This is a genomic window from Amycolatopsis acidicola, from assembly GCF_007713735.2.
In the GTDB taxonomy this organism is placed as follows: domain Bacteria; phylum Actinomycetota; class Actinomycetes; order Mycobacteriales; family Pseudonocardiaceae; genus Amycolatopsis_E; species Amycolatopsis_E acidicola.
Map to the genome: position 1 here is coordinate 1 of NZ_VMNW02000035.1, position 24,053 is coordinate 24,053.

Consider the following 24,053-nt stretch of genomic DNA (forward strand, 5'->3'; position numbering starts at 1 on the left):
GCCAAAAGCCGATACCGAGAAAGCGCTTTCACAAGATCGTTTAGGCTCTCCTCCCGTGACGACCCTGTTGATCTACGCCGGGCCGGGGGACGCGGCCGGGGCGGGCACCAGGACCGGCGGGGTACCGCTCGTCCCGCCGGGTTTCACGTGGCCCCACTGCGATTCCTGCGCCGCGCCGATGCTCTTCACCGCACAGATCCGCACCACCGCCGAGGCGACCATCGCTTTGTTTCTCTGTCGACACAATGCCCGGGCTTTTCGGTTCGCCACCTACCGCGTTGCACCGGCGGCCGCGCCGGGGGCCGTCCTGTCGGACGTCTCCGCCATACGCATGGTCGAAGTCGCGAGCAGCTACGAAGAAGCCTGCGACGCCTGGCCACGCCGACGCGACGTGCTGGGCCAACTAGGCGGATCGCCCGCCTGGTCGAGCCACGACGAAACACCCACCTGCGCCGAATGCGGCGAAACCATGGACTTCCTCGCCCAGCTCGAGACCAACCTCGAACCGCGCCTCCAGACCCACGTCGGCACCCGCCTCGACACCGGCCGCGAGACCAGCCTCGAAACCAACCCCGACACCAACCTCGCAACCCGTCGCCAGACCAACCCCGAAACCAACCTCGAACCCGACCTCGAGACCCACGGAAACACCGGCCGCGCCTACATCTTCGCCTGCCCGCACTGCCCCGAAACGGCCTGCCGCTACCAGCGCTGATCAGCCGTCAACGCGTCGAACGGGTGCGCGTACCCGGGCCCGGCCGGAACACGCCCGTCCGAGGTCCGGCGGAACAGGTACCAGCGCTCATCCCGCCCCAACCGGAGCTGGAGGTCGCCCCGGGTGACCCTGTTACGCCAAACCTTTGTCTCCCCAGGGAAATCCTCCACCGCGGCACGGGCTTCGGCCAACGACATTCCCGGCGGCTGCCACGTCTCCCGAAGCGCGGCCAGGCCACCGCTGCCCGCGGCGCGCCACGCAGCCGCCCACCGGCGGAGCTCGGCGACCGGCATCCCCGCGGCCGAGGCCAGCTGACGGACATCGCCGCGGGCGGCTCGGCGCGCCAGATCCTCTTCCGCGGTAAGGGAAAACCCGGCCATACCACCCAACAGGTCATAAGCGTGCGCAGCCGCGTCCGCCGCCAGCTGCGACAACACCGAGACCTGCAACGAAGACTCCGCCGGCGGCTCCGTCAGCACGACCGGCGGGCCGGGAGCGGCAGGCGCTGGCGGCAGCAGAGGCACCGCCGCAACCCGGCGCGCGAAAGCATCCCGCGGCGACAACCCTTGCTCGACAGGAACATCCCGGACCTGCGCGGGCCGCCGCCGACGCGCCCGCAGCTCCCGCAGCAACGGCTCCCGCGCCCGCCCGCGCAACAGGAACAACACGAACGGATCGGCATCCACCTCATCCGCGACCAGGTAACACACCGCGGCGGAATGCTTGCAGGGATCGGCCGAATCCGGGCACGAACACCGCGGCCGCAACTCACCCGGCCCCGGCAGCAGATCCCCGGCCAGCTCCTCCGGCAACTCCCCGTCCAGCAACGCGGCCGCATGCCCGATCCGCGCGACCACCTTGTCCAGCAACACTTCCCACTGTTCCGCGGAAAAAACCCGCACCCGCACAGTGACCCGGTACGGCACGGAACGGCTCCCCTGCACCCACGCCCGCACTTCGCCCGCCGTCACGTCGAGCGCGCTCACCCGTCCTTTGCGCGCGTACGTGCGCCCGCGCGGCAACCGGTTCGGGTCGAGTTTCGCGCGGCCTTCGAGCGCCTCCGCCCACGCCCGACCCCACCAGGTCAGGCCGAAATTCCGGCGCGGGGTCACGACTCTCCGAGCCGCACCAGGTCGGCCAGCTGTTCGTCGGACAGCTCGGTGATCCAGTCCTCACCCGCGCCGACCACCGACTCGGTGAGCCCGCGCTTGCTTTCCAGCACCGCCGCGATGCGCTCTTCGAGCGTGCCCTCCGCGATCAGCCGGTGCACCTGCACCGGCCTGTCCTGCCCGATCCGGTAGGCCCGGTCCGTCGCCTGATCCTCCACCGCGGGATTCCACCACCGGTCGTAGTGGATCACGTGCGTGGCCCTCGTGAGGTTCAGCCCGACGCCACCTGCCTTGAGGGACAACAGGAACACCGGGATATCCCCACCCTGGAATCGTTCGACCAGCTCCTCCCGCCGGCGCGGCGAAGTGGCGCCGGACAACAGCTCGACGGGCAGCCCGCGCTCACCGAGCCGCGTGGCCAGCAGCTTGCACAGCTGCACGTACTGGCTGAACACCAGCACGCTCTCCCCCTCGTCGAGGATCACGTCGAGCAGCTCCTCGAACGCCGCGAGTTTGCCCGAGCGCCCCGTCAGCGGCCCGTCCTGTTTCAAATACTGCGCCGGATGGTTGCAGATCTGCTTCAGCTCGGTCAGCAGCTTGAGCACCTGCCCGCGCCGCTGCACCCCCTTGGCCTCGCGGATCACCGCCAGGTTCTCCCGCACCACCGCTTCGTACAACGTGGCCTGCTCGGTGGTGAGCGGCACGAACCTGTCCGTCTCCGTCTTGCGGGGCAGCTCCGGCGCGATGTCCGGGTCGGTTTTCTTGCGCCGCAACAGGAATGGCCGGACCGTGGCCGCGAGCCGCTCGGTGCCCGCGCGGTCCCGGTCACGCTCCACCGGGCGCGCGACCGTGCGCCGGAAGTGTTCCAGCGTGCCCAGCAGCCCCGGCGTCGTCCAGTCCAAAATGGACCAGAGCTCGGTGAGCCTGTTCTCCATCGGCGTGCCGGTGAGCGCCACCCTGGCGTCCGCCGGGATCCGCCGCAGCTCCTTCGCCGTGACAGACAAGGGATTCTTCACGTGCTGGGCCTCGTCGGCCGCGATCAGCCCCCAGCCGACTTCCGCCAGCGCCTTCCTGTCCCGGCGCAGCACGCCGTACGTGGCCAGCACCACCTCGTCCGCCGCCACCTCGTCCAGATGCCGCGAACCGCCGTGGAACCGGCGCACCGGAACGTCCGGCGCGAACTTCGCGAACTCGCGCTCCCAGTTGCCCAGCAACGAAGTGGGGCACAACACCAGCGTCGGCCCGGAACCCGGCCGGTGCAGGTGCAGCGAAATCAGCTGGATCGTCTTGCCGAGCCCCATATCGTCGGCCAGGATGCCGCCGAGCCCCAGCTCCGTCATCTTCGCGAGCCACCCGAGCCCCGCCCGCTGATACGGCCGCAGCGTGGCCCGCAACCGGGGCGACGGCTCGACCTCGGCACCCCCTGCCGCGCGAACTCGCTCCAGCAGACCGGACATCGCGGCCGGTGGGGCGAACTCCAGCTGCTCCCCGTCGAGCTCCAGAGTTCCTGTCAACGATGCCGCGAGCGCTTCGGCCGCCGTCAGCGACTGGCCCCGGCGGCGCAGTTTCGCCAGCATTCCCGGATCCACGCGCACCCACTGGCCGCGCAACCGGACCAGCGGCCGCTTCGCCTCCGCGAGCGCGGCGACCTCCTCCTCGCGCAGCTCCTGCCCGCCGACGCTGAGCTGCCACGAGAACTTCAGCAGCTCGTTGAGCCGGAAGACACTGCCGCCCTCGCTGCCGGGCGACGGCGTGGCACCCGCCCGCAGCCGCACGTCGTCGGCGAACAAACCCTTGGGCCACAACACTTCCACCCCGGACCCGCGCAGCGCGCCGCCGAGCAGCTCGACCACCTCGTCGTCACTGAACTCCAGCTCGCTCGGGGTGGCCGCCTCCAGCGCACGCTTCAGCGGCGGCCACGCTTTCGCCCCGCGACGCAGGCCGAGAAGCAGCTGCGCCTCGACCTGCTCCCCCATTCGCGAAAGGACCGCGTCCGGCGCGTCCCACAACGTGGCCGCGTCGATCACCAGGCTCGGGTCCGACACGCTGCGCAACGCGAGCACGCCGACGAAGGTCTCCTCCTCGCGGACTTCCATCCGCAGCATCAACTGCGCCCCGACAGGCTGCTGCGCCTCCAGCCATTCGACATCCGCCGCGTCCAGCAACGTCGGCTCCGGCGCGGCGAACGCCGGGCCGCCCGCGACCATTCGCGCCGCGGGCGTGCGCACCAGCACGTCCGCCGTGGCATCCCACAACGCGCGGATCAACGTCTCCGGTGAGTGCAACCGGATCTTCTTCAACCCCGAAAGCGGCAGCGCATGGGCCTCCGGCGGCAACGCGGCGGCGAGATCCCGCAGCAGCTCCTCGTCCGCCGTCTCGAGTGGACCGACTCGCCAGGCATCCACCCCGGCCGGGGTGGCCGAGGGCAGCACCCGGCCCCGCGCGATCAGGTTCAGCGCCGCCCGCACCGCGGCCGAGAACGCGGCTATCGCGGGGCTGGCCTCGTCCTCCACGGCCAGCAGCCCGGGGATCGCCTCGGCCAGTGGCAGCACCCGCGCGTCCACTTTGCCGCGCCGGAACGCTTTTCCCTTGGGCAGCACCAGCTCGATCGGGCTTTCCCCGGGCACGCCGTCGCCCCACAGCGCGAGGACGCCATCGCGCGGCGGATCGGAGGGCACATAGATGGCCCTGGTTTCGGGGGTCAGCTCCACAGGGCCACGATACGAGGCCCCACCGACATTATCGCGGCAGCCCGAGCAACCGCTCCGCCACGACGTTGCGCAGGATCTGGGTGGACCCGCCGGCGATGCTCAGGCACCTCGTCAGCAGGAACTCGTGCTGGGCCTGCTCGTCGACCACCCCGGAGGGGCCGCGCAGATCCAGCGCCGCCTCCGCGACGGCCTGCCGGTGGGAGACGCCGAGAAGCTTCCGGACGCTGGACTCCGGGCCAGGATCCTGCCCGGCGAGCCGCTTTTCCGTGGCCCGCAGGTCGAGCAGCGCGCACGCGGAGCCTTCGGTGACGAGTGCACCGATCCGCTCCAGCTCGGTCACGTCCGGTTCGAGCCCGTCGAGCAGCTTCTCCACGCCTTCGCCGACCGACGAACCGCTGCCCATCGCCACCCGCTCATTGGCCAGCGTGGTGCGCGCGAGCCGCCAGCCGCCGTTCACCTCGCCGACCACCAGCTCGTCGGGCACGAACACGTTCTCCAGGAACACCTCGTTGAACACGGCTTCCCCGGTGATCTCGCGCAGCGGCCGGATTTCGATCCCCGCGCTGCGCATGTCGACGAGGAAGTACGTGATCCCCTTGTGTTTCGGTGCGTCCGGGTCGGTGCGGGCGAGGCAGATCGCCCAGTCGGCGTCGCGGGCCAGCGAGGTCCACACCTTCTGCCCCGACAACGACCAGCCACCGTCCACTTTGGTCGCTTTGGTGCGCAGCGACGCGAGGTCCGAGCCCGCGCCCGGTTCGCTGAACAGCTGACACCACACGATGTCCCCGCGAAGCGTCGCGCCGACGAACCGCTCACGCTGGGCGTCCGTGCCATGCTCCAGGATCGTCGGCGCCGCCCAGGCCCCGATCACCATGTCCGGCCGCTGCACTCCCGCGTGCTCCAACGCGGCATCGATCACCAGCTGCCGTTGCGCGTCGGCGTCGAGCCCATACGGACGCGGCCAATGCGGCATGAGGTAACCGGTTTCGGCGAGCTTCACGCGCTGCTGGTCCGCCGGGAGCGCCGCGATTTCGGCCACCACAGCGGAAACCTCGGGGTCCTCGGTGATTTCGATGTCCAGCCGGCGCCGCACCCCGGACAACGCCAGCTCCGCCGCGCGCCGCCGCCATCGCCCGGACCCGCCGAGCAGCTGCCGCAGCGAGACCGCGCGCCGCAAGTACAAATGCGCGTCGTGCTCCCAGGTGTAGCCGATCCCGCCGAGCACCTGGATGCAGTCCTTCGCGTTGTCCACCGCGGCATCGAGCGCGCCAGCGGCAGCCACGGCAGCGGCCAGCCGATGCCCCGGCGCGCGGGCCGCGTCCCACGCCAGCGCGGACGCCCTTTCCGCGCGGCACAGCATTTCCGCGCAGATGTGCTTGATGGCCTGGAAAGAGCCGATGGGTGAGCCGAACTGTTCACGCACCTTCGCGTACTCGCTCGCCGTGCGCACGCACCAGCCCGCGATGCCCGACGCCTCGGCCGCGGCCAGCGTCGCCGCCAGCTCCTCTACTGGCGGGTCGTCGAGCACGTACTCGTCCGCCACTTCGGCGCCGTCGAGGTCAAGGAAGCCGATCCCCCGGGAGAAGTCGAGCGGCGAGGCCTCTTCGACCGGCCGCGGCGGCAGCAGGAACCACACGCTCCGCCCGTCCAGATCCGCCGCGAGCAGGAGGTGTGTGGAGTCGTCGGCCTCCAGGACCGGACCGGTCCGCCCGCTCAACGAGAGCCCGTTCGGCGTGCGGGTGGCCTTGACCTCGCCGGGCCCGAACGCGACCGCCACCTGCGCGCGTCCTTCGGCCAGCGCCGGGGCGAGTTCGCGGGCCGGTACCGACTCCGGCTGCCTGCCCAGCACGAGCCCGGCCAGTGCCGTCCCGAATACTGGACCCGGCACCAGCGCCGCGGCCGCCTCCTCCAGCCCCGCCGCGAGGTCGACGACCGTGCCGCCCGCGCCGCCCAGCTCGTCGGGCAAAGCGACCGCGAACAGGCCCAGTTCGGCCAGTTCGCCCCGCCGCCCGCTCGCCCAGGACCGGATCGAATCCGCCAGTGCCCGCTGCTCGGGGGTTACCGCGATCACCATGCGGACCACTATAGAACGTGTTTCAGTTTTTCCGAAGGAAGTCCGGCAGGTAAGCTACGCGGTGACAGTGGAACAAGTTTCGGAGCAGGGGTCCATGGCCGGTAAAGCGAAGGTATCCGCCCAGAGCAAGAACGGCGTCGCCGGTGATGAGCTGGGCTCCGCCGCGCAGCGTGACAGGCGCCGGCGCATCATCGACGCCACGCTGTCGCTGGCCTCCAAGGGCGGCTACGACGCCGTGCAGATGCGGGCCGTGGCCGAGAAGGCCGACGTGGCGCTCGGCACCCTGTACCGCTACTTCCCGTCGAAGATCCACCTGCTGGTCTCCGGGCTGGCCAGGGAGTTCGAGCGCGCCAAGGAGAAGATCGAGCGCGGCGCCATCCCCGGCGAGACCCCGGTCGAGCGGCTGAGCTTCGTGCTCACCCGCAACACCAGGATGATGCAGCGCGACCCGCACCTGACCGAGGCGATGGTGCGCGCGTTCATGTTCGCCGACACCACCGCGGCGGCCGAGGTGGAGCAGGTCGGCACGCTGATGGAGGACATGTTCGCCAGGGCGATGCGGATCGACGACCCGTCCCCGCACGATCGCGCGGTCTTCCACCTGATCGCGGACGTGTGGATGGCTAATCTGGTGGCCTGGGTCACCCGGCGCGCTTCGGCAGCGGACGTGGCGGAGCGGCTGGACCTCTCCGTGCATCTGCTCCTGGACAGGCATATCGCGGAGTGACGCACCCGGGTCACGGATCGTGATCTTGCCTGTGCGCCACCTGTCAACATCCTGAGTATTGCCTGTAGATCACGAAAATCTGCAACCGGCGCGGGGGTGCCGGGCGTTTCATGATCATGAAGCGCTCTGTGGCCGCCAACGCCGTACTGGGAGCGGTCGCGTTGGGCGCGGCCACCATGCTGATCGTTTCGGTCACGCAGAACTCCGGCGCCGTCACCACGGCGAGCGTCGCCGTCGCCGCGCCGGCACCCACCACGAGCGCGGAAGCCCCGTCACTCACCACCCAGAGCACGACGTCGACCACCCCGCCCCCGGCCACGATCTCCGCCGAGCAGGGCGAGGAGATCGCCGAAGCCGTGCAGGCCGCCGCGCGCAAGAGCGTCTCCAGCGCGAAGGTCGGCATGGAGGTCTACGACCGGGAGACCGATTCGGTCGTCACCAGCCTCAACACCAGCCAGCAGTTCAACAGCATGTCCGTGGTGAAGCTGCTGATCGCCATCGACATCCTCGCCAGGGACAACTGGGTACTGCCGTCTCAGTCCACTCAGGACCGGATCACGCGCATGCTGAGCTACTCCGACGACGCGCTGGCCAGCTCCTTCTGGGTTTCCGGTGGGGGCGACGAGATCATCACCCGTGACGTGAAGCTGATGGGCCTCGGCAGCGGCACCAGGGCGCCGAGCACCGAAGGCGAATGGGGCGACACGAAGATCACCGCCGCGGACATGGTCACCGTGTACCGCTACCTCGAGGACCAGGTTCCCCAGCAGGCCCACGATCTGCTGTACAACGCGATGTTCCACGCCGCGACCACCGGCGCGGACGGCACGAACCAGTACTTCGGCATCCCCAACGGGCTGCCCGGCACGGTCTGGGCGATCAAACAGGGCTGGGGCAGCAGCGGTTCCACCGCGTACTACAACACCACCGGCCTGATCGGACAGGACACGCGTTACGTGGCGATCGTGCTGATGTCCGGTTCGCTGGGCAGCTACAGCGCGATGCCCAAGGCGCTGACCAACGCGACGGCGCAGCTCGCGCCCATCTTCAAGACCTGAGAAAGGGGCGCCCGCAACGGCTCAGGCGTGCAGCTTCGGCAGCACGTCGCTGCCGAACACCTGCAGGAACTCCTTCTGGTTCCGGCCGACGTTGTGGATGTAGATCCGGTTGAACCCGGCGTCGACGTAGCGCTGCAACGAGGCGCGGTGCACGTCGGGGTCGGCCGAGATGACCATGCGGCCCTCGAAGTCCTCCTCGCGCACCAGCTTGGCCATCTGCGCGAAGTCGAACGGCGAGCGGACGTCGGCCTTCGGGAACTTCATGCCGCCGTTGGGCCACTGGTCCATCGCGTTGGCCAGCGCCTCCTCGTCGGTCGGCGCCCAGGACAGGTGCACCTGCAGCAGCTTCGGCATCGCGTCCGGGTCCTTGCCCGCCTGCTTCGCGCCCTGGCCGAAGTTGTCGAGGATCCCCTGCAGCTTCTCGATCGACGCGCCCGGCGTGATCAGCCCGTCGGCCAGCTCGCCCGTCTTGCGCGAGGTGTACGGGCCGGCCGAAGCGATGTACACCGGCGGCGGGGTGCCCGGCAGCGTCCACAGCCGGGTGGTGTGCAGTTTGAAGAACTCACCGGAATGCTTGACATCCTTACCGGTGAACAGTTTCCGGATGATCTCGAGCGCCTCGAACATCCGGCGCACCCGCTCCGGCGCCTCCGGCCAGTAGCCGCCGATGATGTGCTCGTTGAGCGCCTCGCCGGAGCCGATGCCCAGCCACGTGCGGCCCGGGTACGTCGCCTCCAGCGTCGCCGCCGCCTGCGCGACCATCGCCGGGTGCAGCCGGAACGAGGGGCAGGTCACGCCAGGGCCCAGGTCCCCAGTGGTGTTCTCGGCCAGCGACGCCAGCACGCTCCACACGAACGAAGCCTCGCCCTGCTGCGGCACCCACGGCTGGAAGTGGTCCGCCGCCATCTGCCCGGAGAACCCGTGCTGCTCGGCCAGCGTGGCCAGCTCGATGGATTCGCGCGGCGAGAACTGTTCCAGCGCCGCCGCCAACCCGATCTGAACGTCACTCACGACCTCATCAACCTTTCCGAAGTGCGTTAACCTACCGATAAGCGCTGATCAACGCTGCCAGCTCGTCCAGCCGTCGCAGGCTCTCCGAGGCGGGCTGCGGGGCGAGCGAGAAGGTCACGCGCTCGGCACCGGCCTCGGCGTAAGCGTCCAGCAACCGCGGGTCCGCCCGGACCGAAGTGGCCGTCACCGGGATCCGGGAATCGCCCAGTAGCGCGAACTGCGCGGGGATCTCGGCCACGTCCGGCACCGCGTTGGGCAGCCAGCCGTCGCCGAGGCGGACGGCACGCGCCGCGGCCGCCGCGCTGTTGCCGCCGACGTAGACCGGCGGTGCGATTTCCGGTTTGGGCCAGGAGAAAATCGGGTCGAAGTCGACGTACTCGCCGTGGAACTCCGCCTTGTCGTTCGTCCAGATTTCGCGCAGCGCGGCGATCCGTTCGTCGAGCAGGACGCCACGGGTGCGCGGATCGGTGCCGTGGTTGCGCATCTCCTCCCGGTTCCAGCCGACGCCGACGCCGTAGACGACCCGTCCGCCGGAGATCAGGCTGAGGCTGGCCACGGATTTCGCCGTGTGGATGACATCCCGCTGGATGAGCAGGCTGATCCCGGTACCGAGGGTGAGCGTGGACGTGACGGACGCGGCGGCGGCGAGCGCGACAAATGGGTCCACAGCGCGGAAATACGGCCTCGGCAGCTCGCCACCGGCCGGATACGGACTCTCCCTGCTGACCGGGATGTGGGAGTGCTCGGCGAGGAGCAACGCGTCGAAACCGCGCTCCTCCATGGCTTTCGCCAGTTCGGGCACCGGCATTCCCTCGTCGGTGCCGAAGGTGGTGATCCCGAGTTTCACAGGTCCCTCGCCAGTTCCGCGAGCTCGTCGAGCTTGGTCAGCGTCGCCGACTCCGGACGCGTGGGGAGCATGAACGTCACCCTGTCCACACCCGCCTCGGCGTACTGCTCGAGCAGCTTCCGGTCCCTTCCCGCGCCGAAGATCGTGAACGGCACGTCGGGCCTGCCCTGCTCGGCGAGCCAAGCGCGGACGCGGCGCAGCTCGTCGGGATCGGTGCCCTCACGCGGGAGCCAGCCGTCGCAATGCTTGAGCAGCCTGTTCAGCGCCGCCGGACTCTCGCCGCCGACGTAGATCGGCGGGTGCGGGCGCTGCACCGGCTTGGGCCAGGAGAAAATCGGGTCGAAGTCGATGTGCTTGCCGTGGTACTCGGCCTCGTCCCGGGTCCAGATCGCTTTGAGCGCCTCGAGCTGCTCGTCGATCAGCGCGCCCCGGGTGCGCGGGTCGGTGCCGTGATTGCGCATCTCCTCCCGGTTCCACCCGACGCCGACGCCGAAGACCACGCGGCCGCCGGAAATCAGGTCGAGGCTCGCGACCTCGTTCGCGGTGTGAATGAGGTCCCGCTGGATCAGCAGCGCGACACCGGTGCCCAGCAACAGGTTCTCGGTCACCGAAGCCGCCGCCGCGAGCGCCACGAACGGGTCGAGCGTGCGGTAGTACTTCTCCGGCAGGTCACCGCCGCCCGGGTACGGACTCTCCCGGCTGGCCGGGATGTGCGAATGCTCGGCGAGGAACAGCGAGTCGAAGCCGCGCTCCTCGAGCGCGCGGCCCAGTCGCGCGGGCCGGATGCCGTCGTCGGTCACGAAGGTGGAGATTCCGAACTTCATATGTCAGCGCAACTCCTCTTCCGGACCGCGTATTCCGTGCGGAGGCACTACGCTCGCCGGTGTGAGTGCCCCGGATCTCGACTTCGACCAGGTCTACCGCGAGTCGCCGTACGTACCCTGGGTGATCGGCGAACCCCAGCCCCTGCTGGTCGAGCTGGAAGCCGCCGGCGAAATCCGCGGCGAAGTGCTCGACGTCGGCTGCGGGCCGGGAGACAACGCGACCTTCCTCGCGAGTCGCGGGTACCACGTCACCGGCGTCGACGGCTCACGCACCGCGATCGACCGTGCCCGGGCGAAAACGGACGAAGTGGAGTTCGTGGTCGCCGACGCCACCCGCCTCGACGGGTTCGAGGACCGTTTCGACACGGTGCTCGACAGCGCCCTCTACCACTGTCTCGACGACGACGAGCAGCGCGCCTACGTCGCCGCGCTGCACCGCGCGTGCCGGCCCGGCGCCACCGTGCACGTGTTCTGCCAGGCCGAACAGCTCGCCGGAATGCCGGGCCCGCGCGTGATTCCCGAGGACAACCTCCGCGCGACCTTCACCGTCGCCGGCGGCTGGCGGATCACGCGGCTGGAGAGAGCTTCGTACACCACGTCGATGACCGAGGAGATCCTCGCGCAGATCCACCCGGAGGCCGTGGGGCGGGTGCCGTTGGATGAGCGGGGAAGGTTCTTGATGCCCGTTTGGCAGGTTGCTGTGGAGTGGGTGGCTTTGTAGGTCTTGTTGCTGGGGTGCTGGGCGCGTTGGGTGGCTGGGCCCTTTGGGGGCTGGGCGCGTTGCGGCAGCAACGGACGCGCGTGGCCGCGCTGTGTGCACCCACCCCCGCCCCGATCGCGCAGTGTTCAACGGTCGCCGCACCGCGTCAAGGCGGGAAAGATGCCTTGACCCGGCACACCGACCGCTGAAGAGCGCTGGGGATCGGAACGATGGTGGGGTGTGGTCGTGGGACGGCTCGCTTCGCGTTGCCGGGGCCCGGAGCCAAGCGGACGGGCGCTGGTTGGCCCGGGAGGGATGTTGCGGGAACCCGGCCGCCGACCGCTAGTGTCTCGTGATGCTGTCCGGTTTACGTTGTCGTGTTTGCCCGTGCGGTCGGTGAGTTTGCCCGCCGCGTCACCGAGTTTGCCGGTCCGGTCGCCGAGTTTGCCCACGGCGACAGCGGTCGGCCAACTCGGCGACACCCCGGGCCAACTCGGCGACGCCAGGGGCCAACCCGGCGCCCTGGCAGGCAAACACACCCGCGCGGAAAGACCACAAGATCACGAGACACTAGATGTTGCGCCGGTATTGGCCGCCTACTTCGAAGAAGGCGTCGGTGATCTGGCCCAGCGAGCACACGCGGGCGGCGTCCATCAGCACACCGAACACGTTTTCGCCCCGGGTGGCGGCTTCGCGTAGGGCCTTGAGCGCCTGCTCGGCCTCCGCCTGGTTGCGCTGCTGGAAGTCCGCCAGCCGCGCCAGCTGGGACTCCTTCTCCCCCTCCGTCGCGCGGGCGAGTTCGACCTCGACCTCGTCGTCCTCGGGGTGCGGGTTGCGGAACGTGTTCACCCCGACGATGGGCAGCGTGCCATCGTGCTTGAGCCGTTCGTACAACATCGACTCATCCTGGATTTTGCCGCGCTGGTAACCGGTTTCCATCGCACCCAGCACACCGCCGCGCTCCGAGATCCGGTCGAACTCGGTCAGCACCGCTTCCTCGACCAGATCCGTCAGCTCGTCGATGATGAACGAGCCCTGCAACGGGTTTTCGTTGCCCGACAGGCCCCATTCCTTGTTGATGATCATCTGGATGGCCATCGCCCGGCGCACCGAGTTCTCGCTCGGCGTGGTGATCGCCTCGTCGAAAGCGTTGGTGTGCAAGGAGTTCGCGTTGTCGTACAGCGCGCACAACGCCTGCAGCGTGGTGCGGATGTCGTTGAAGCTCATCTCCTGCGCGTGCAACGAACGCCCCGACGTCTGCACGTGGTACTTCAGCTTCTGCGAGCGCTCGTTCGCGCCGTAGCGCTCCTTCATCGCGGTGGCCCAGATCCGCCGCGCCACCCGGCCCAGCACCGAGTATTCCGCATCCATCCCGTTGGAGAAGAAGAACGACAGGTTCGGCGCGAACTCGTCGATGTCCATCCCGCGCGCGAGATACGACTCGACGTAGGTGAACCCATTCGCCAGCGTGAAGGCCAGCTGCGAGATCGGGTTCGCCCCGGCCTCGGCGATATGGTAGCCCGAAATGGACACCGAGTAGAAGTTCCGCACCCCGTGCTCGATGAACCACTCCTGGATGTCCGCCATCATCCGCAGGCTGAACTCGGTGGAGAAGATGCAGGTGTTCTGCCCCTGGTCCTCCTTGAGGATGTCCGCCTGCACCGTGCCGCGCACGTTGCGCAGCGTCCACTCGCGCAGCTCCTCCGCCTCCTCGGCCGAGGGCTCACGACCGTGCTCTTCCTTGAAGGCGGCCAGTTTCTGGTCGATCGCCGTGTTGAGGAAGTACGCCAGGATGGTCGGCGCCGGCCCGTTGATCGTCATCGACACCGACGTGCTCGGCGCGGTCAGGTCGAAACCGTCGTAGAGGACCTTCATGTCCTCCAGCGTCGCGATGGAAACCCCGGACGTGCCGACCTTGCCGTAGATGTCAGGGCGCGTCGCCGGGTCGTGCCCGTAGAGGGTCACCGAGTCGAACGCGGTGGACAGCCGCTTCGCCGCAGAATCCGCCGACAGGTACTTGAACCGCCGGTTCGTGCGGAACGCGTCACCCTCGCCGGCGAACATCCGGGCCGGATCCTCACCCTCCCGCTTGAACGGGAAAACCCCGGCGGTGTAAGGAAAGTAGCCCGGCAGGTTCTCGCGGCGCAGGAACGAGTACAGCTCACCCTGGTCCATGTAGCGCGGCAACGCGACGCGCGGGATCTTGTTGCCCGACAACGTCTCCCGCCACAGCTGGGTGCGCAGCTCCTTGTCCCGCACCTTGAACACGAGCTCCTCGCCGCGATACGACTCGGCCAGCTCGGCATACTCCGCCAGCAGCTTCCGCGTTTCTTCGTCCACACGCGACTCGGCCTCGGTGAGCAGTTCGCCGATCGCCTCGGTGTCCGCGCCCGCCCGCTCCAGCGCCTTCTTCGCCGCCGCCAGCTGGTCACGCTCACGCACCGCTTCGGCCTGCTCCCGCGTGCGCTGGTGGTAGCCACGCACCGTGTCGGAGATGTCGGCGAGGTAGCGCGTGCGCGAGGTCGGGATGATCGTGCCCGCCCCGGTGGACACCTTGCTCCCGACGTGCGGCAGCGTGCCCGCCGACACCGAAAGACCGCGCTCCGCAAGGGAATCCCGCAGATACTGGTACAGCGCGGTGACCCCGTCGTCGTTGAACTTCGCGGCGCTGGTGCCGAACACCGGCATGTCGTCCGGCGAAGCACCGAACTCCTCGCGGTTGCGCACCAGCTGACGCGCGACATCGCGGCGAGCGTCCTCCGCGCCGCGTCGCTCGAACTTGTTGATCGCCACCACGTCGGCGAAGTCGAGCATGTCGATCTTCTCCAGCTGCGACGCGGCGCCGAACTCCGGCGTCATCACGTACAGCGAGCTGTCGACGTAATCCACGATCCCCGCGTCGCCCTGTCCGATCCCCGGCGTCTCCACGATCACCAGGTCGTAGCCCGCGGCCTTGCACGCCAGGATGGACTCCCGCAGCCCGGTCGGGATCTCGCCGCTCTTCGTCCTCGTTGCCAGGGAACGGAAATAGACCGGCCCGCCGTCGAGGCTGTTCATCCGGATCCGGTCGCCCAGCAGCGCCCCACCACCGCGCCGCCGCGTCGGGTCCACCGCCAGAACCGCGATGCGCACCTTGTCCTGCTGGTCCAGCCGGAAGCGGCGGACGAGCTCGTCGGTGAGCGAGGACTTGCCCGAACCGCCGGTGCCGGTGATGCCCAGGACGGGAACGGTGCGCTTGCCCGCCGTCTCGGTGATCGCGTCGAGCCAGTCCTGCGGCAGCTGCCCGCCCTGCAGGCGGGTGATCGTGCGCGCCAGCGCCGGTACGTCCCCCGAGAGCAGCTGGTCGATCGAGCCGACCTGCTCCGCCGCCAGGTCCGTGTCACAGGACTCGATCATCATGTTGATCATCCCGGGCAGGCCCAGCTCGAGCCCGTCGTCCGGGGAGAAGATCCGCGCCACGCCGCGGGAGTGCAGCAGCTCGATCTCCTCGCGGACGATGACCCCGCCACCGCCGCCGAAGACCTTGATGTGCCCCGCCCCGCGTTCGCGCAGCAGCTCGACCAGATAGCTGAAGTACTCGACGTGGCCGCCCTGATAGGCGCTGATCGCCACGCCTTGGGCGTCTTCGGCGATCGCGGCCGTGGCGACCTCGTCGACCGAGCGGTTGTGCCCCAGGTGCACGACCTCCGCACCCTGCGCTTGCAGGATCCGGCGCATGATGTTGATCGAGGCGTCGTGCCCGTCGAACAGGCTCGACGCCGTCACGAACCGAACCGGGTGGACGGCCTTGTGCAGAGGAGCGTTCATGGCTCCAAAATACTCGGACTTCCTACTATTTTAAACCCGAGTATCACCGTGACCGAGGTCACCCGTGTGTTACCGCTGGTTGGCGGCCCGCAAGGCGATCCACTGCCGCATCGCGTACTCGACCAACGTGATCAGCGTCTGCTTGGTCGATTCCCGGTCCCGCGCGTCGCAGCGCACGATCGGCACGCTCGGATCGATCGCCAGCGCCTCCCGCACATCTTCGACCTGGTGATGCATCACCCCGTCGAAGGTGTTGACGCCGATGATGTACGGCAGCCCGCGGTCCTCGAAGAAATCGACCGGGGCGAACGAATCGGCGAGCCGGCGGGTGTCCGCCAGCACGACCGCGCCGATCGCGCCGCGCACCAGGTCGTCCCACATGAACCAGAACCGCTGCTGGCCCGGGGTACCGAACAGGTACAGGATGAGATCGGTGTCCAGCGACACGCGCCCGAAGTCCATCGCCACCGTGGTGGTCGACTTGTTGGGCGTCGAATCGAGGTTGTCGATGCCCCGGCTGGCATCGGTCATCATCGCCTCGGTGGTGAGCGGCACGATTTCGGAGACCGACCCGACGAAGGTCGTCTTGCCCGCACCGAACCCACCGGCGACCACGATCTTCGCCGAGGTCATGGTCTGCGGCGCGGCAGGCCGCGGTGCCTTAAAGCCGACGGAGTCCACTCAACACCCTTTCCATCAACATGAGATGCGCCTCGGCGTTGTCGTTGCCGGACACGGTCTTGTGCACGGTGACCAGACCGGCATCGGCCGCGTCACTGATGAGCACCCTCGCCACGCCGACCGGAACCCGCAGCAGCGCTGCGACCTCCGCGACGGACCGAGGTGTCCGACATTCTTCCACGATCGAGTGATGCTCGATCGGGGCCGTACCCGATTGCAAACGGGCGTCGGCACCGTCCTTCACGGAGATCAAGGTCTCCAGTTCCAGCAGGTAGCTGGCTTTCGTGCGACCGCCGGTGAGGGCGTAGGGCCGCACCACGGCGGTCTCCTCCTCACCGAACCCGGGCTCCGGCCGCAGGGGCCCGCTGTTCACCGCGGGCTCGAACAGCCCGGTGCCCGGCGGGGGCTCGAACAGCCCCGTGCCCTGGTTCGGCTCGAACTCCGGCCGCGCCGGTGGCGGCGGCAGGGTTTCGGGCGTGCGCGCCGGCGGGGGCGAGGCCTGCTGCGCGGCCTCGTCCTGCTCCGGAGGCGGGGCCTTGTCGGCCTCGGCCTCCCGGGCTTTCTTCCGCTTCCGGCGGCCGCGCCCCGAATCCAGGGTGAAGCCGTTGAGGACGTCCGCGAAGGTCGCGTCGTCGCCCTCGTCCGGGGGAGGGGAACCGCTCCCGGGTCCCGTGGTCATCGCGGCATCATCCCACCGGTTCGCCGATCAGGGCACCACCGGCGCCCTGCAGCTGTGCCCGCAGTTCCGGCGTGAGGATCTGGCCGACCCGGTCGACGAGCATCGTCATCTCGTAGGCGACCTGACCGATGTCGCAGTTCGGCGCGGCCAGCACCGCGAGGCAAGAGCCGTCGCTGATGGACATCAGCACCATGATGCCGAGCTCCATCTCCACGACGGTTTCGTTGACGGCGCCGGCTTCGAAGCACCGCGCGGCCCCCTGCGTCAGGCTCACCAGCCCCGACGCCACCGCGGCGAGCTGGTCGGCACGGTCGAGCGGCAACCTGTTCGACGCGGTCAGCAACAGCCCGTCGGCGGATACGACCACCGCGTGGGCCACGCCGGGCACACGTTCGGCGAAGTCGTTGACCAGCCAACCGAACTGGTTCTGTTGTGGCTGCGGCGAGCTCATTCACCCTCCATCTTTTCGTGGTCCGGGTCGGCAGGCTGTCCCGTGCGGTGCCGTCCACGCCGGACACCCGCCTGGAAACTGCTCAACCTGCCACGCACGTCCTGCGGATCACGCTGGGTTCTCGGCCCCGACGTGGCCGCGGTGGACGCGCTGCCCGGCATCAGTTGTTCCCCCCGACGTCGACGCGGCAGACCTGCCGCCGTGTAACCCGACGGCCCGGCTTGCGACACGGTCTGCACCGTCCGGAAGCTTTCGTCCGCCTCGAAGGACCAGGCCGAGTCGTCGACAGACGCGGACTGGCTGTACTGCGTGGCTTCCTGCGGCTGCGCGCCTTCTTCGGCGAAGAGGTTCTCCTCCGCGCCCGATTCCGGCTGCTGCCACAGCAAGGCACTCGTCTCGGCTGCGGCGGCGGCATCCTGCCGCGGACGCCGGCGCGGCAACGGCGCCTGGTCGCCCGGCCCCTCGGCCCCCGGCGTGCGCTGCGGCAGCGGGTTGCGTTGGGGTAGCTGTGTTTCCGCCTGCTGCTCCGCCGGGTTCCGCTGCGGCAACTGGGTGTCCGCCTGCTGGGCCGCGGGATTCCGCAGCGGCAGCGGGACTTCCGGTTGCGCCTCGGCCGGACGGCGTTGCGGCAGGCCACCTTCCTGCGGAGCGGCCGGGCGACGCTGCGGCAGCCCGCCTTCGGGCGCCTCGGCCTCCGGCTGGGAAAGCGCTGTCTCCGGTGCCTCCGCGGCGGGAGTCGGCCGCGGCCTGTCCCTCGGCTGCCGCCGGGGCAGCGGCGAAGGCATGCTCTCCGTCGCCTCTGTCTTGGCCGCCGCCGTCTCTTCCGGCTGCGGCCAAGCCTGCCGCTGCGGGAGCCCGGACGCGAGACCACGCTGCGGCGCGGCCGATTCCTGGTGCGGCTGCTGGGTTTCCCCGGGCTTGGCGGCGTGCCGCGCCCGGTTCACGCCCTGCTGGAAGCTGCTCAGCCTGCCGCGGACGTCGGCCGGGTCGCGGACCGGCAGCGGCGGCGCGGCATCGGCCTTGGCGGGCTGCGCCGGCTCCGGCGTCGCGCTGCCGGGCATGAGCTGCTCGCCCCGGCGCCGCCGGGGCAGGCCGGCTTCGGTGAAGCTGCTCGGCTCGTGCTGCGAAACCGCTTGCACCGTGCGGAAACTCTCGTCCGCGGCAAAGTCCCAGCCGGTGCTGACCTTCTCCTCGGACACCTCCGCGGGGGCTTCGTCCGACGCGGCCTCGGAGTCCTGCTCGGACTCGTCGGCCTCGGCCGTCTTCGCCTTCGGGGCAGGCTGCTCGTCGCGGAACCACGCGGAGAGCGTCTCGTCGAAGATCGGCGTGGTCTCGCGGGTGGGCGGCGGCTCGGGCTTGGGCTCTGCCGCTGCCGCGCTCCACCACTCCGTCAGCGCGCCCGCGCTCGTGTTCGCCGCGAACAGCGCGGCCCCGCTGGGCAGCTCGCCGTCCTCCAGCTGCGCGGGCGGCTCCGGTTCTTCTTGCGGCGGCGCGGCAAACGCTTCCGGCTCGGCGGGCGGAGCGGCGGGCTCCGGCGAGCCGTCGGGCCCGATCGGGCTGAACAGCGCCGTGCCGGACACCTCGAGATCCGACGGGGGCCGCGGCGGCAGCACACCCGAGTGCCCGTTCTGGTTCTGGTTCCACGGGCCCGGGGTGGCCGCACCCTCGCCGAAGCCGGCGGCCGTGGTGCCCGCCAGGCCGGCGAGCCCGCCGGCGCGACCGGCGCCGTTGACCGTGCGCCGGCGCGGAAGCCCTTGCTGCGGCTGGGAAGTCTCGGCCGGGGTCGGCGCGGGCGCCGACGCCTCCGGCAGGTCCATGACCAGCTCCGCCGGCACGGTGACGGTGGCGCGGACACCCACGATGTCCTTGCCGCCGTGCAGGGTGACGCCGATGTGGTGGCGCCCGGCGAGGCGGCCGACCACGAACAGGCCCATCCGCCGCGAGGTGGCGAGGTCGACCGTGGCGGCCTCGGTGAGCCGGGCGTTCGCCTCGGCCACCTCGGCCTCGTTCATGCCGATGCCCTTGTCCATGATGTCGACCAGCAGCCCGCCGCCGTCCGACACCCGGGTGGACACCGTCACCTGCGTTTCCGGAGCGGAGAACGCGGTCGCGTTGTCCAGCAGCTCGGCGACGAGGCGCATCAGGTCGCTGGCCGCGTAGCCGACGATCCGCGCCGTGGGCGGGGTCTGCACCTGAACCCGTTGGTACTGCTCGATTTCCGAGACCGCGGCGCGCAGCACGTCGGCGGTGGAGACCGGCTGGCCGGACCGGCGGCCCGGCTCCGCGCCGGAGAGCACCATCAGGTTCTCGTTGTTGCGCCGCATCCGGGTGGCGAGGTGGTCGAGCTGGAACAGCGTGGCCAGCTGGTCCGCGTCCTCCTCGTCCCGCTCCAGCCGCTCGATCAGCTGCAGCTGCCGCTGCACGAGGCTCTGGCTGCGGCGGGAGAGGTTGACGAACACGCTGGAGTAACCGGTCCGCATCGCGGCCTGCTCGATCGCGAGGCGCAGCGCCTGGCTGTGCACCGCGTCGAAGGCCTTGGCCACTTCGCCGACTTCGTCCTCGGTGCCGACGACGACCGGGGTGACCTCGGCGTTCTGCTCGCGGCCTTCCTGAATGTTCTGCACCGCGGCCGGCAGCTGCCGGTCCGCGACGTCCAGCGCGCTGGTGCGCAGCAGGCGCAGCGAACGCAGCAGCTGGCGGGTGATCAGGAAGACGACCGCGGCGGTGATCACCAGCGCCACGAACAGCAGCACGGCGAGCAGGCCGGCGTCGGTGCCGGAGCTTTCCACCAGGTCCGTGGACGTGCTGGAGAGCTGGTCGCCCAGCCTGCCGCTGACGTCGCGCAGTGAGTTGACGACGTTGGTGGAAGCGCTTCCCCACTGTTCGGCGGAAATCCCGTCCAGCGCGTCCGCGGCGGTGACGCCCTGCGCCGCGAGCACGCTGGAGACGAGCCTGCTGCGGGTGTCGAAGTCCTGGCCGGTGACCGTGCGGTCGAAGTCCTGGCCCTGCCCGCCGGTGGCGGCGGCGCGGAAGTCCTCGAGCCGGTCGGCGAGCCGCACCTCGGCGGTGCGGAGCTGGTTGAGCTGGGTCGGGGTGAGGTTGCCGCGGACGATGCCGTAGCCGACCAGCACCTGGGAGGTCGAGACCTCTTCCTTGGCGACCTGCAGATCGTGCAGCGCGTTCGCGGTGCCGCTCAGCGAGGCGTCGCCCATGCCTGCCACCAGCGAGGTGTCCAGTGACAGCAGCGCGCCGGTCATCGCGGAGTACGCGTCCAGCGCCTGCACCGAGTCCAGCTGGCCGGAGGCGACCTGCTGGCGCACCTCGTTCAGCCGGGCCAGCGCGTTGTTCGCCGCCGTGCCCGGCGCGTCGATCGCGTTGTCCAGCTGGGTCACGCGGTTCGTGTCGGCGCTGATCGGCTGGATCGCCTTGTCCGTCTGCGCCCGCGCCGCGTCCAGCTCCGGCGAGCTGCCGACCGTGCCCTGGGTGAGCAGGTTCGCGGTCTGCGTGCGCTCCTGCTGCAGGGTGTCGGTCAGCGCCCGCACGTCACCGGAGAGCACGACCAGCCGGTCGATGCGCTCGTAGTCGTTGTTGCGGCCGACCTGGTTGGTGATGGTGATGCCACCGAGCACCAGCGCGATCACGATCGGCACCAGCGTCACCGCGGCGAGCTTGACCGACAGCCGCCAGTCCCGCCAGCGCATGACGGCGCGCCATTTCGAGGGTCGTTTCGGCTGCTGGCCCAGCAGCTGTCCGACGGGCACCTGGCCCTGTCCTGCTTCAGTCACGAAAGTGACTCCCTGTCCGGCGTGTTCTGGTGCGCGTCCGTGGCTCGCGGGCGCCGACCGTACGGGAACGGCGACCGCGCGCGGCACGACTCTGCCATCCTTCGCCTCAGCCGCATGGTTCTCCTCGTCACCGGTACAACGACCACGTTGCCTGCCTGTGCGTGCCCGGTCCCCGCCGGCCGCACCTCGCCCGTCCTCACCGGCCCGGCGCCCCGTGCATGATGCGATGTGCAGGACTGCTGGGACAAGATCGGTTACCTTCGATCACGGTGAGTCAACTTGGCCGTGAAAGCGTACACCAATCGGGACCCGGTCGACCGCACCGGAAAAAGTGCTCTCGACCTGCGGGAATACCGGTAGTGACAGGGGGTTGACACCGGGGTCGCCGGGTCACTCGTCCTCCGCCGCGGATCCGGTTACGACACTTCCGGACCACTCCTTACCGCTGTCACCCACACAGCGCAGGGATCGCCTGCGCACCGTCGGAAACTCATACTGAACGTACCGGCCCGGCCGGGGTTACCAGAGAATAACGCCCGATCTCGTGGCTTTTTGGCACTGGGCCAATCATGGCCGTTTTCCGGTGAAATGTCGGTTACCGGAGTGCGTTTCCCGCGTTTTCTCCTGGCCCCGTGAGATCTTGAACATCGTGTAAAAACTTCCATTCCGGCGCCATGATCACAACGTGTCACCGGATTTGCAAAAGCACCAGCAAATTGTCGCCCGATCGGTGCAGAGAGCGCGGCAAACGGCCGGATCCGTGTTCACGGAGTAAGGCCCGGCCTGGCGTCGGAGAGGCGACCCGCCGGTAGTTACAGTGTCGCCTCCAAGGTTCGCCAGCTCGCCGGGAGGCAGCCATGCAGAACGTGGTCCCGAGTAGTTCCACGACCAGAAACCCCGCCGGGGAGACCGGCCAGATGCCGGTCTTGTTCGATACCCAGGACGAGACCCAGCGGGCGAGAAAGCGCATTCAACACGACTACATCGCCATCCAGCGTGGGCCCGAGTTCCAGTCGCTGCGCAGCCGTTTCCGCCGGTTCGTGTTCCCGATGAGCGCTTTGTTCGTGGTCTGGTACCTCGTCTACGTGCTGCTCGCGGCGTACGCGCACGGTTTCATGAGCATCCGGGTCTTCGGCGAAATCAACATCGCGATGATCATGGGCGTGCTCCAGTTCGTGTCCACCGGCCTGATCACCTGGGCCTACCTGCGGTTCGCGAAGCGCAGGCTCGACCCCGAGGTGGACCGGGTGCGGCAGCAGGCAGGAGTCTGACGGATGATCACCACGCTCGCCGCCGAGAGCGAGAAGTCGACCAGCAACCCGATCCTGAACACCGTGGTGTTCGCCCTGTTCGTCGCGATCACGCTGTTCGTGGTCTACCGGGTCAGCAACCGCACCAACTCCCGCTCCGACTACTACGCCGCGGGCAGTGTGTTCACCGGGCGGCAGAACGGGATCGCGCTCTCCGGGGACTTCCTCTCCGCCGCTTCGTTCCTCGGCATCGCCGGTGCGATCGCGGTGCACGGCTACGACGGGTTCCTCTACTCCATCGGCTTTCTCGTCGCCTGGCTCGTCGACCTGCTGCTGATCGCGGAACTGCTGCGGAACACCGGGCGGTTCACGATGGGCGACGTGCTCAGCTTCCGGATGAAGCAGCGCCCAGTGCGCGCCGCGGCGGCCACGTCCACGCTGGTGATCTCGCTGTTCTACATGCTCGCGCAGATGGCGGGCGCCGGCGGCCTGATCGCCCTGCTGCTCAACATCCACGGCGGGTTCGGGCAGGCGCTGATCATCGGCGTCGTCGGCCTGGTGATGGTGGTCTACGTGCTGGTCGGCGGGATGAAGGGCACCACGTGGGTGCAGATCATCAAGGCCAGCATCCTGATCGTCTCCGTCGTGCTGATGACGGTGTTCCTGTTCGGCAAGTTCGGGTTCAGCCTGTCCAACCTGCTGAACACGGCCGCCTACAACAGCCCGATGGGCGACAAGCTCCTCGAGCCCGGCGGCCAGTACGGCGCCAGCGGCACCACCAAGCTCGACTTCGTCTCGCTCGCCGTGGCGCTGATCCTCGGCGCGGCCGCGCTGCCGCACGTGCTGATGCGCTTCTACACGGTGCCGAACTCGCACGAAGCGCGCCGTTCCGTGGTGTGGGCGACGGCCTGCATGTTCGTGTTCTACCTGTGCACGCTGGTGATCGGTTTCGGGGCCACCGCGCTGGTCGGCACGAAGGAGATCAAGAGCGCGCCGGGCGGTGAGAACTCCGCGGCGCCGCTGCTGGCGCTGCACATCGGCGGCACGCTGCTGCTGGGCATCGTCGCGGCGGTCGCGTTCGCGACGATCCTCGCCGTGGTCGCCGGGCTGACCATCACCGCGTCCGCCTCGTTCGCGCACGACGTGTACGCCAACGTGTTCAAGCACGGCAACGCCGACCCGGTGGACGAGGTGAAGGTCGCGCGGATGACGGCGGTGGGCATCGGCCTGCTCGCGATCGTCGGCGGCATCCTCGCCAACGGGCAGAACATCGCGTTCCTGGTGGCGCTGGCCTTCGCGGTCGCCGCGTCGGCGAACCTGTCCACCCTGCTGTACTCGCTGTTCTGGAAACGGTTCAACACGACGGGCACGCTGTGGGGCATCTACGGCGGGCTGATCGCCTGCCTGGTGCTGGTCGTCTTCTCGCCGGTGGTCTCCGGTGAGGCCGATTCGATCATCAAGGGCATCGACTTCCACTGGTTCCCGCTGAAGAACCCGGGCCTGGTGTCGATCCCGTTCTCGTTCCTGTGCGGGTTCGTCGGCACGCTCGTCGGCAAGGACAAGGCCGACCCGCGCAAGCACGCCGAGATGGAGGTGCGTTCGCTCACCGGCATCGGGTCGTGAG

Annotated in this window: 17 protein-coding genes; 6 read left to right on the top strand and 11 right to left on the bottom strand. The window is 69.3% G+C overall.

Annotation, left to right across the window (positions count from 1 at the left end):
• A partial coding sequence (locus tag FPZ12_RS22575) for a hypothetical protein (protein ID WP_208025955.1) occupies positions 1-715 on the top strand: 715 nt, incomplete at its 5' end.
• Here FPZ12_RS22575 and FPZ12_RS22580 read toward each other — a convergent pair.
• Genes FPZ12_RS22580 through FPZ12_RS22590 form a run of 3 tightly spaced genes read right to left on the bottom strand, consistent with a single transcriptional unit; the run spans position 703 to position 6,609 of the window.
• The gene (locus tag FPZ12_RS22580; RefSeq protein WP_144760173.1) at positions 703-1,827 is read right to left on the bottom strand and encodes an SWIM zinc finger family protein; all 1,125 of its coding nucleotides are present in this window, start codon (positions 1,825-1,827) and stop codon (positions 703-705) included. The two genes, FPZ12_RS22575 and FPZ12_RS22580, sit on opposite strands and share 13 nt — an antisense overlap.
• The gene (locus FPZ12_RS22585; RefSeq protein ID WP_144760175.1) at positions 1,824-4,535 is read right to left on the bottom strand and encodes a DEAD/DEAH box helicase; all 2,712 of its coding nucleotides are present in this window, start codon (positions 4,533-4,535) and stop codon (positions 1,824-1,826) included. The genes FPZ12_RS22580 and FPZ12_RS22585 overlap by 4 nt, the downstream gene beginning before the upstream one ends.
• Positions 4,536-4,563: 28 nt before the next feature.
• On the bottom strand, positions 4,564-6,609 hold the full coding sequence (locus tag FPZ12_RS22590; protein WP_166462866.1) for an acyl-CoA dehydrogenase family protein: 2,046 nt from the start codon (positions 6,607-6,609) through the stop codon (positions 4,564-4,566).
• A 94-nt stretch (positions 6,610-6,703) separates the two neighbouring features.
• Here FPZ12_RS22590 and kstR point away from each other — a divergent pair, with 94 nt between their 5' ends.
• A complete protein-coding gene (gene kstR / locus FPZ12_RS22595; protein ID WP_144760177.1) occupies positions 6,704-7,336 on the top strand; it encodes a cholesterol catabolism transcriptional regulator KstR in 633 nt (210 codons plus the stop codon).
• Positions 7,337-7,452: 116 nt separating this feature from the next.
• Positions 7,453-8,394, top strand: coding sequence for a serine hydrolase (locus tag FPZ12_RS22600; protein WP_243769975.1), 942 nt, complete (start codon positions 7,453-7,455; stop codon positions 8,392-8,394).
• A 21-nt stretch (positions 8,395-8,415) separates the two neighbouring features.
• Here the strand turns inward: FPZ12_RS22600 and FPZ12_RS22605 are convergent, their stop codons facing one another.
• From FPZ12_RS22605 to FPZ12_RS22615, 3 genes are read right to left on the bottom strand one after another with little or no spacing between them, the layout of a single operon-like run.
• Positions 8,416-9,405, bottom strand: coding sequence for a TIGR03557 family F420-dependent LLM class oxidoreductase (locus FPZ12_RS22605; RefSeq protein ID WP_144760180.1), 990 nt, complete (start codon positions 9,403-9,405; stop codon positions 8,416-8,418).
• A 31-nt stretch (positions 9,406-9,436) separates the two neighbouring features.
• Entirely contained in the window at positions 9,437-10,252 is an 816-nt protein-coding gene (locus tag FPZ12_RS22610; protein ID WP_144760182.1) for an LLM class F420-dependent oxidoreductase, read from the bottom strand.
• A complete protein-coding gene (locus tag FPZ12_RS22615; protein ID WP_144760184.1) occupies positions 10,249-11,076 on the bottom strand; it encodes an LLM class F420-dependent oxidoreductase in 828 nt (275 codons plus the stop codon). Before FPZ12_RS22615 ends, FPZ12_RS22610 begins: the two co-directional genes overlap by 4 nt.
• 61 nt (positions 11,077-11,137) lie before the next feature.
• Here FPZ12_RS22615 and FPZ12_RS22620 point away from each other — a divergent pair, with 61 nt between their 5' ends.
• Positions 11,138-11,797 carry a class I SAM-dependent methyltransferase gene (locus FPZ12_RS22620; RefSeq protein ID WP_243769976.1) on the top strand — a complete coding sequence of 220 codons (660 nt, stop codon included), beginning with the start codon at positions 11,138-11,140 and terminating at the stop codon, positions 11,795-11,797.
• A 549-nt stretch (positions 11,798-12,346) separates the two neighbouring features.
• Here FPZ12_RS22620 and icmF read toward each other — a convergent pair.
• The 5 genes from icmF to FPZ12_RS22645 all read right to left on the bottom strand — a co-directional run bounded on the left by icmF (position 12,347) and on the right by FPZ12_RS22645 (position 21,095).
• A complete protein-coding gene (icmF, locus tag FPZ12_RS22625) occupies positions 12,347-15,583 on the bottom strand; it encodes a fused isobutyryl-CoA mutase/GTPase IcmF (RefSeq protein WP_144757777.1) in 3,237 nt (1,078 codons plus the stop codon).
• A gap of 69 nt (positions 15,584-15,652) precedes the next feature.
• Complete coding sequence (locus tag FPZ12_RS22630; RefSeq protein WP_144757778.1) at positions 15,653-16,264, bottom strand: GTP-binding protein; 612 nt, start codon at positions 16,262-16,264, stop codon at positions 15,653-15,655.
• Positions 16,245-16,943, bottom strand: a complete 699-nt coding sequence (locus FPZ12_RS46055; RefSeq protein ID WP_144757779.1) for a DUF742 domain-containing protein — start codon at positions 16,941-16,943, stop codon at positions 16,245-16,247. Before FPZ12_RS46055 ends, FPZ12_RS22630 begins: the two co-directional genes overlap by 20 nt.
• 7 nt (positions 16,944-16,950) lie before the next feature.
• The gene (locus FPZ12_RS22640) at positions 16,951-17,394 is read right to left on the bottom strand and encodes a roadblock/LC7 domain-containing protein (protein WP_144757780.1); all 444 of its coding nucleotides are present in this window, start codon (positions 17,392-17,394) and stop codon (positions 16,951-16,953) included.
• On the bottom strand, positions 17,391-21,095 hold the full coding sequence (locus tag FPZ12_RS22645; RefSeq protein ID WP_144757793.1) for a sensor histidine kinase: 3,705 nt from the start codon (positions 21,093-21,095) through the stop codon (positions 17,391-17,393). The genes FPZ12_RS22640 and FPZ12_RS22645 overlap by 4 nt, the downstream gene beginning before the upstream one ends.
• Before the next feature lie 941 nt (positions 21,096-22,036).
• Between FPZ12_RS22645 and FPZ12_RS22650 the strand changes: the two genes are divergently transcribed.
• Together FPZ12_RS22650 and FPZ12_RS22655 are read left to right on the top strand one after the other, a co-directional pair.
• Positions 22,037-22,450: a DUF485 domain-containing protein gene (locus FPZ12_RS22650; protein ID WP_144757781.1), complete on the top strand. Its 414-nt coding sequence runs from the start codon at positions 22,037-22,039 to the stop codon at positions 22,448-22,450.
• Positions 22,451-22,453: 3 nt separating this feature from the next.
• A complete protein-coding gene (locus FPZ12_RS22655) occupies positions 22,454-24,052 on the top strand; it encodes a solute symporter family protein (protein ID WP_166462867.1) in 1,599 nt (532 codons plus the stop codon).
• Position 24,053 lies beyond the last annotated feature (1 nt).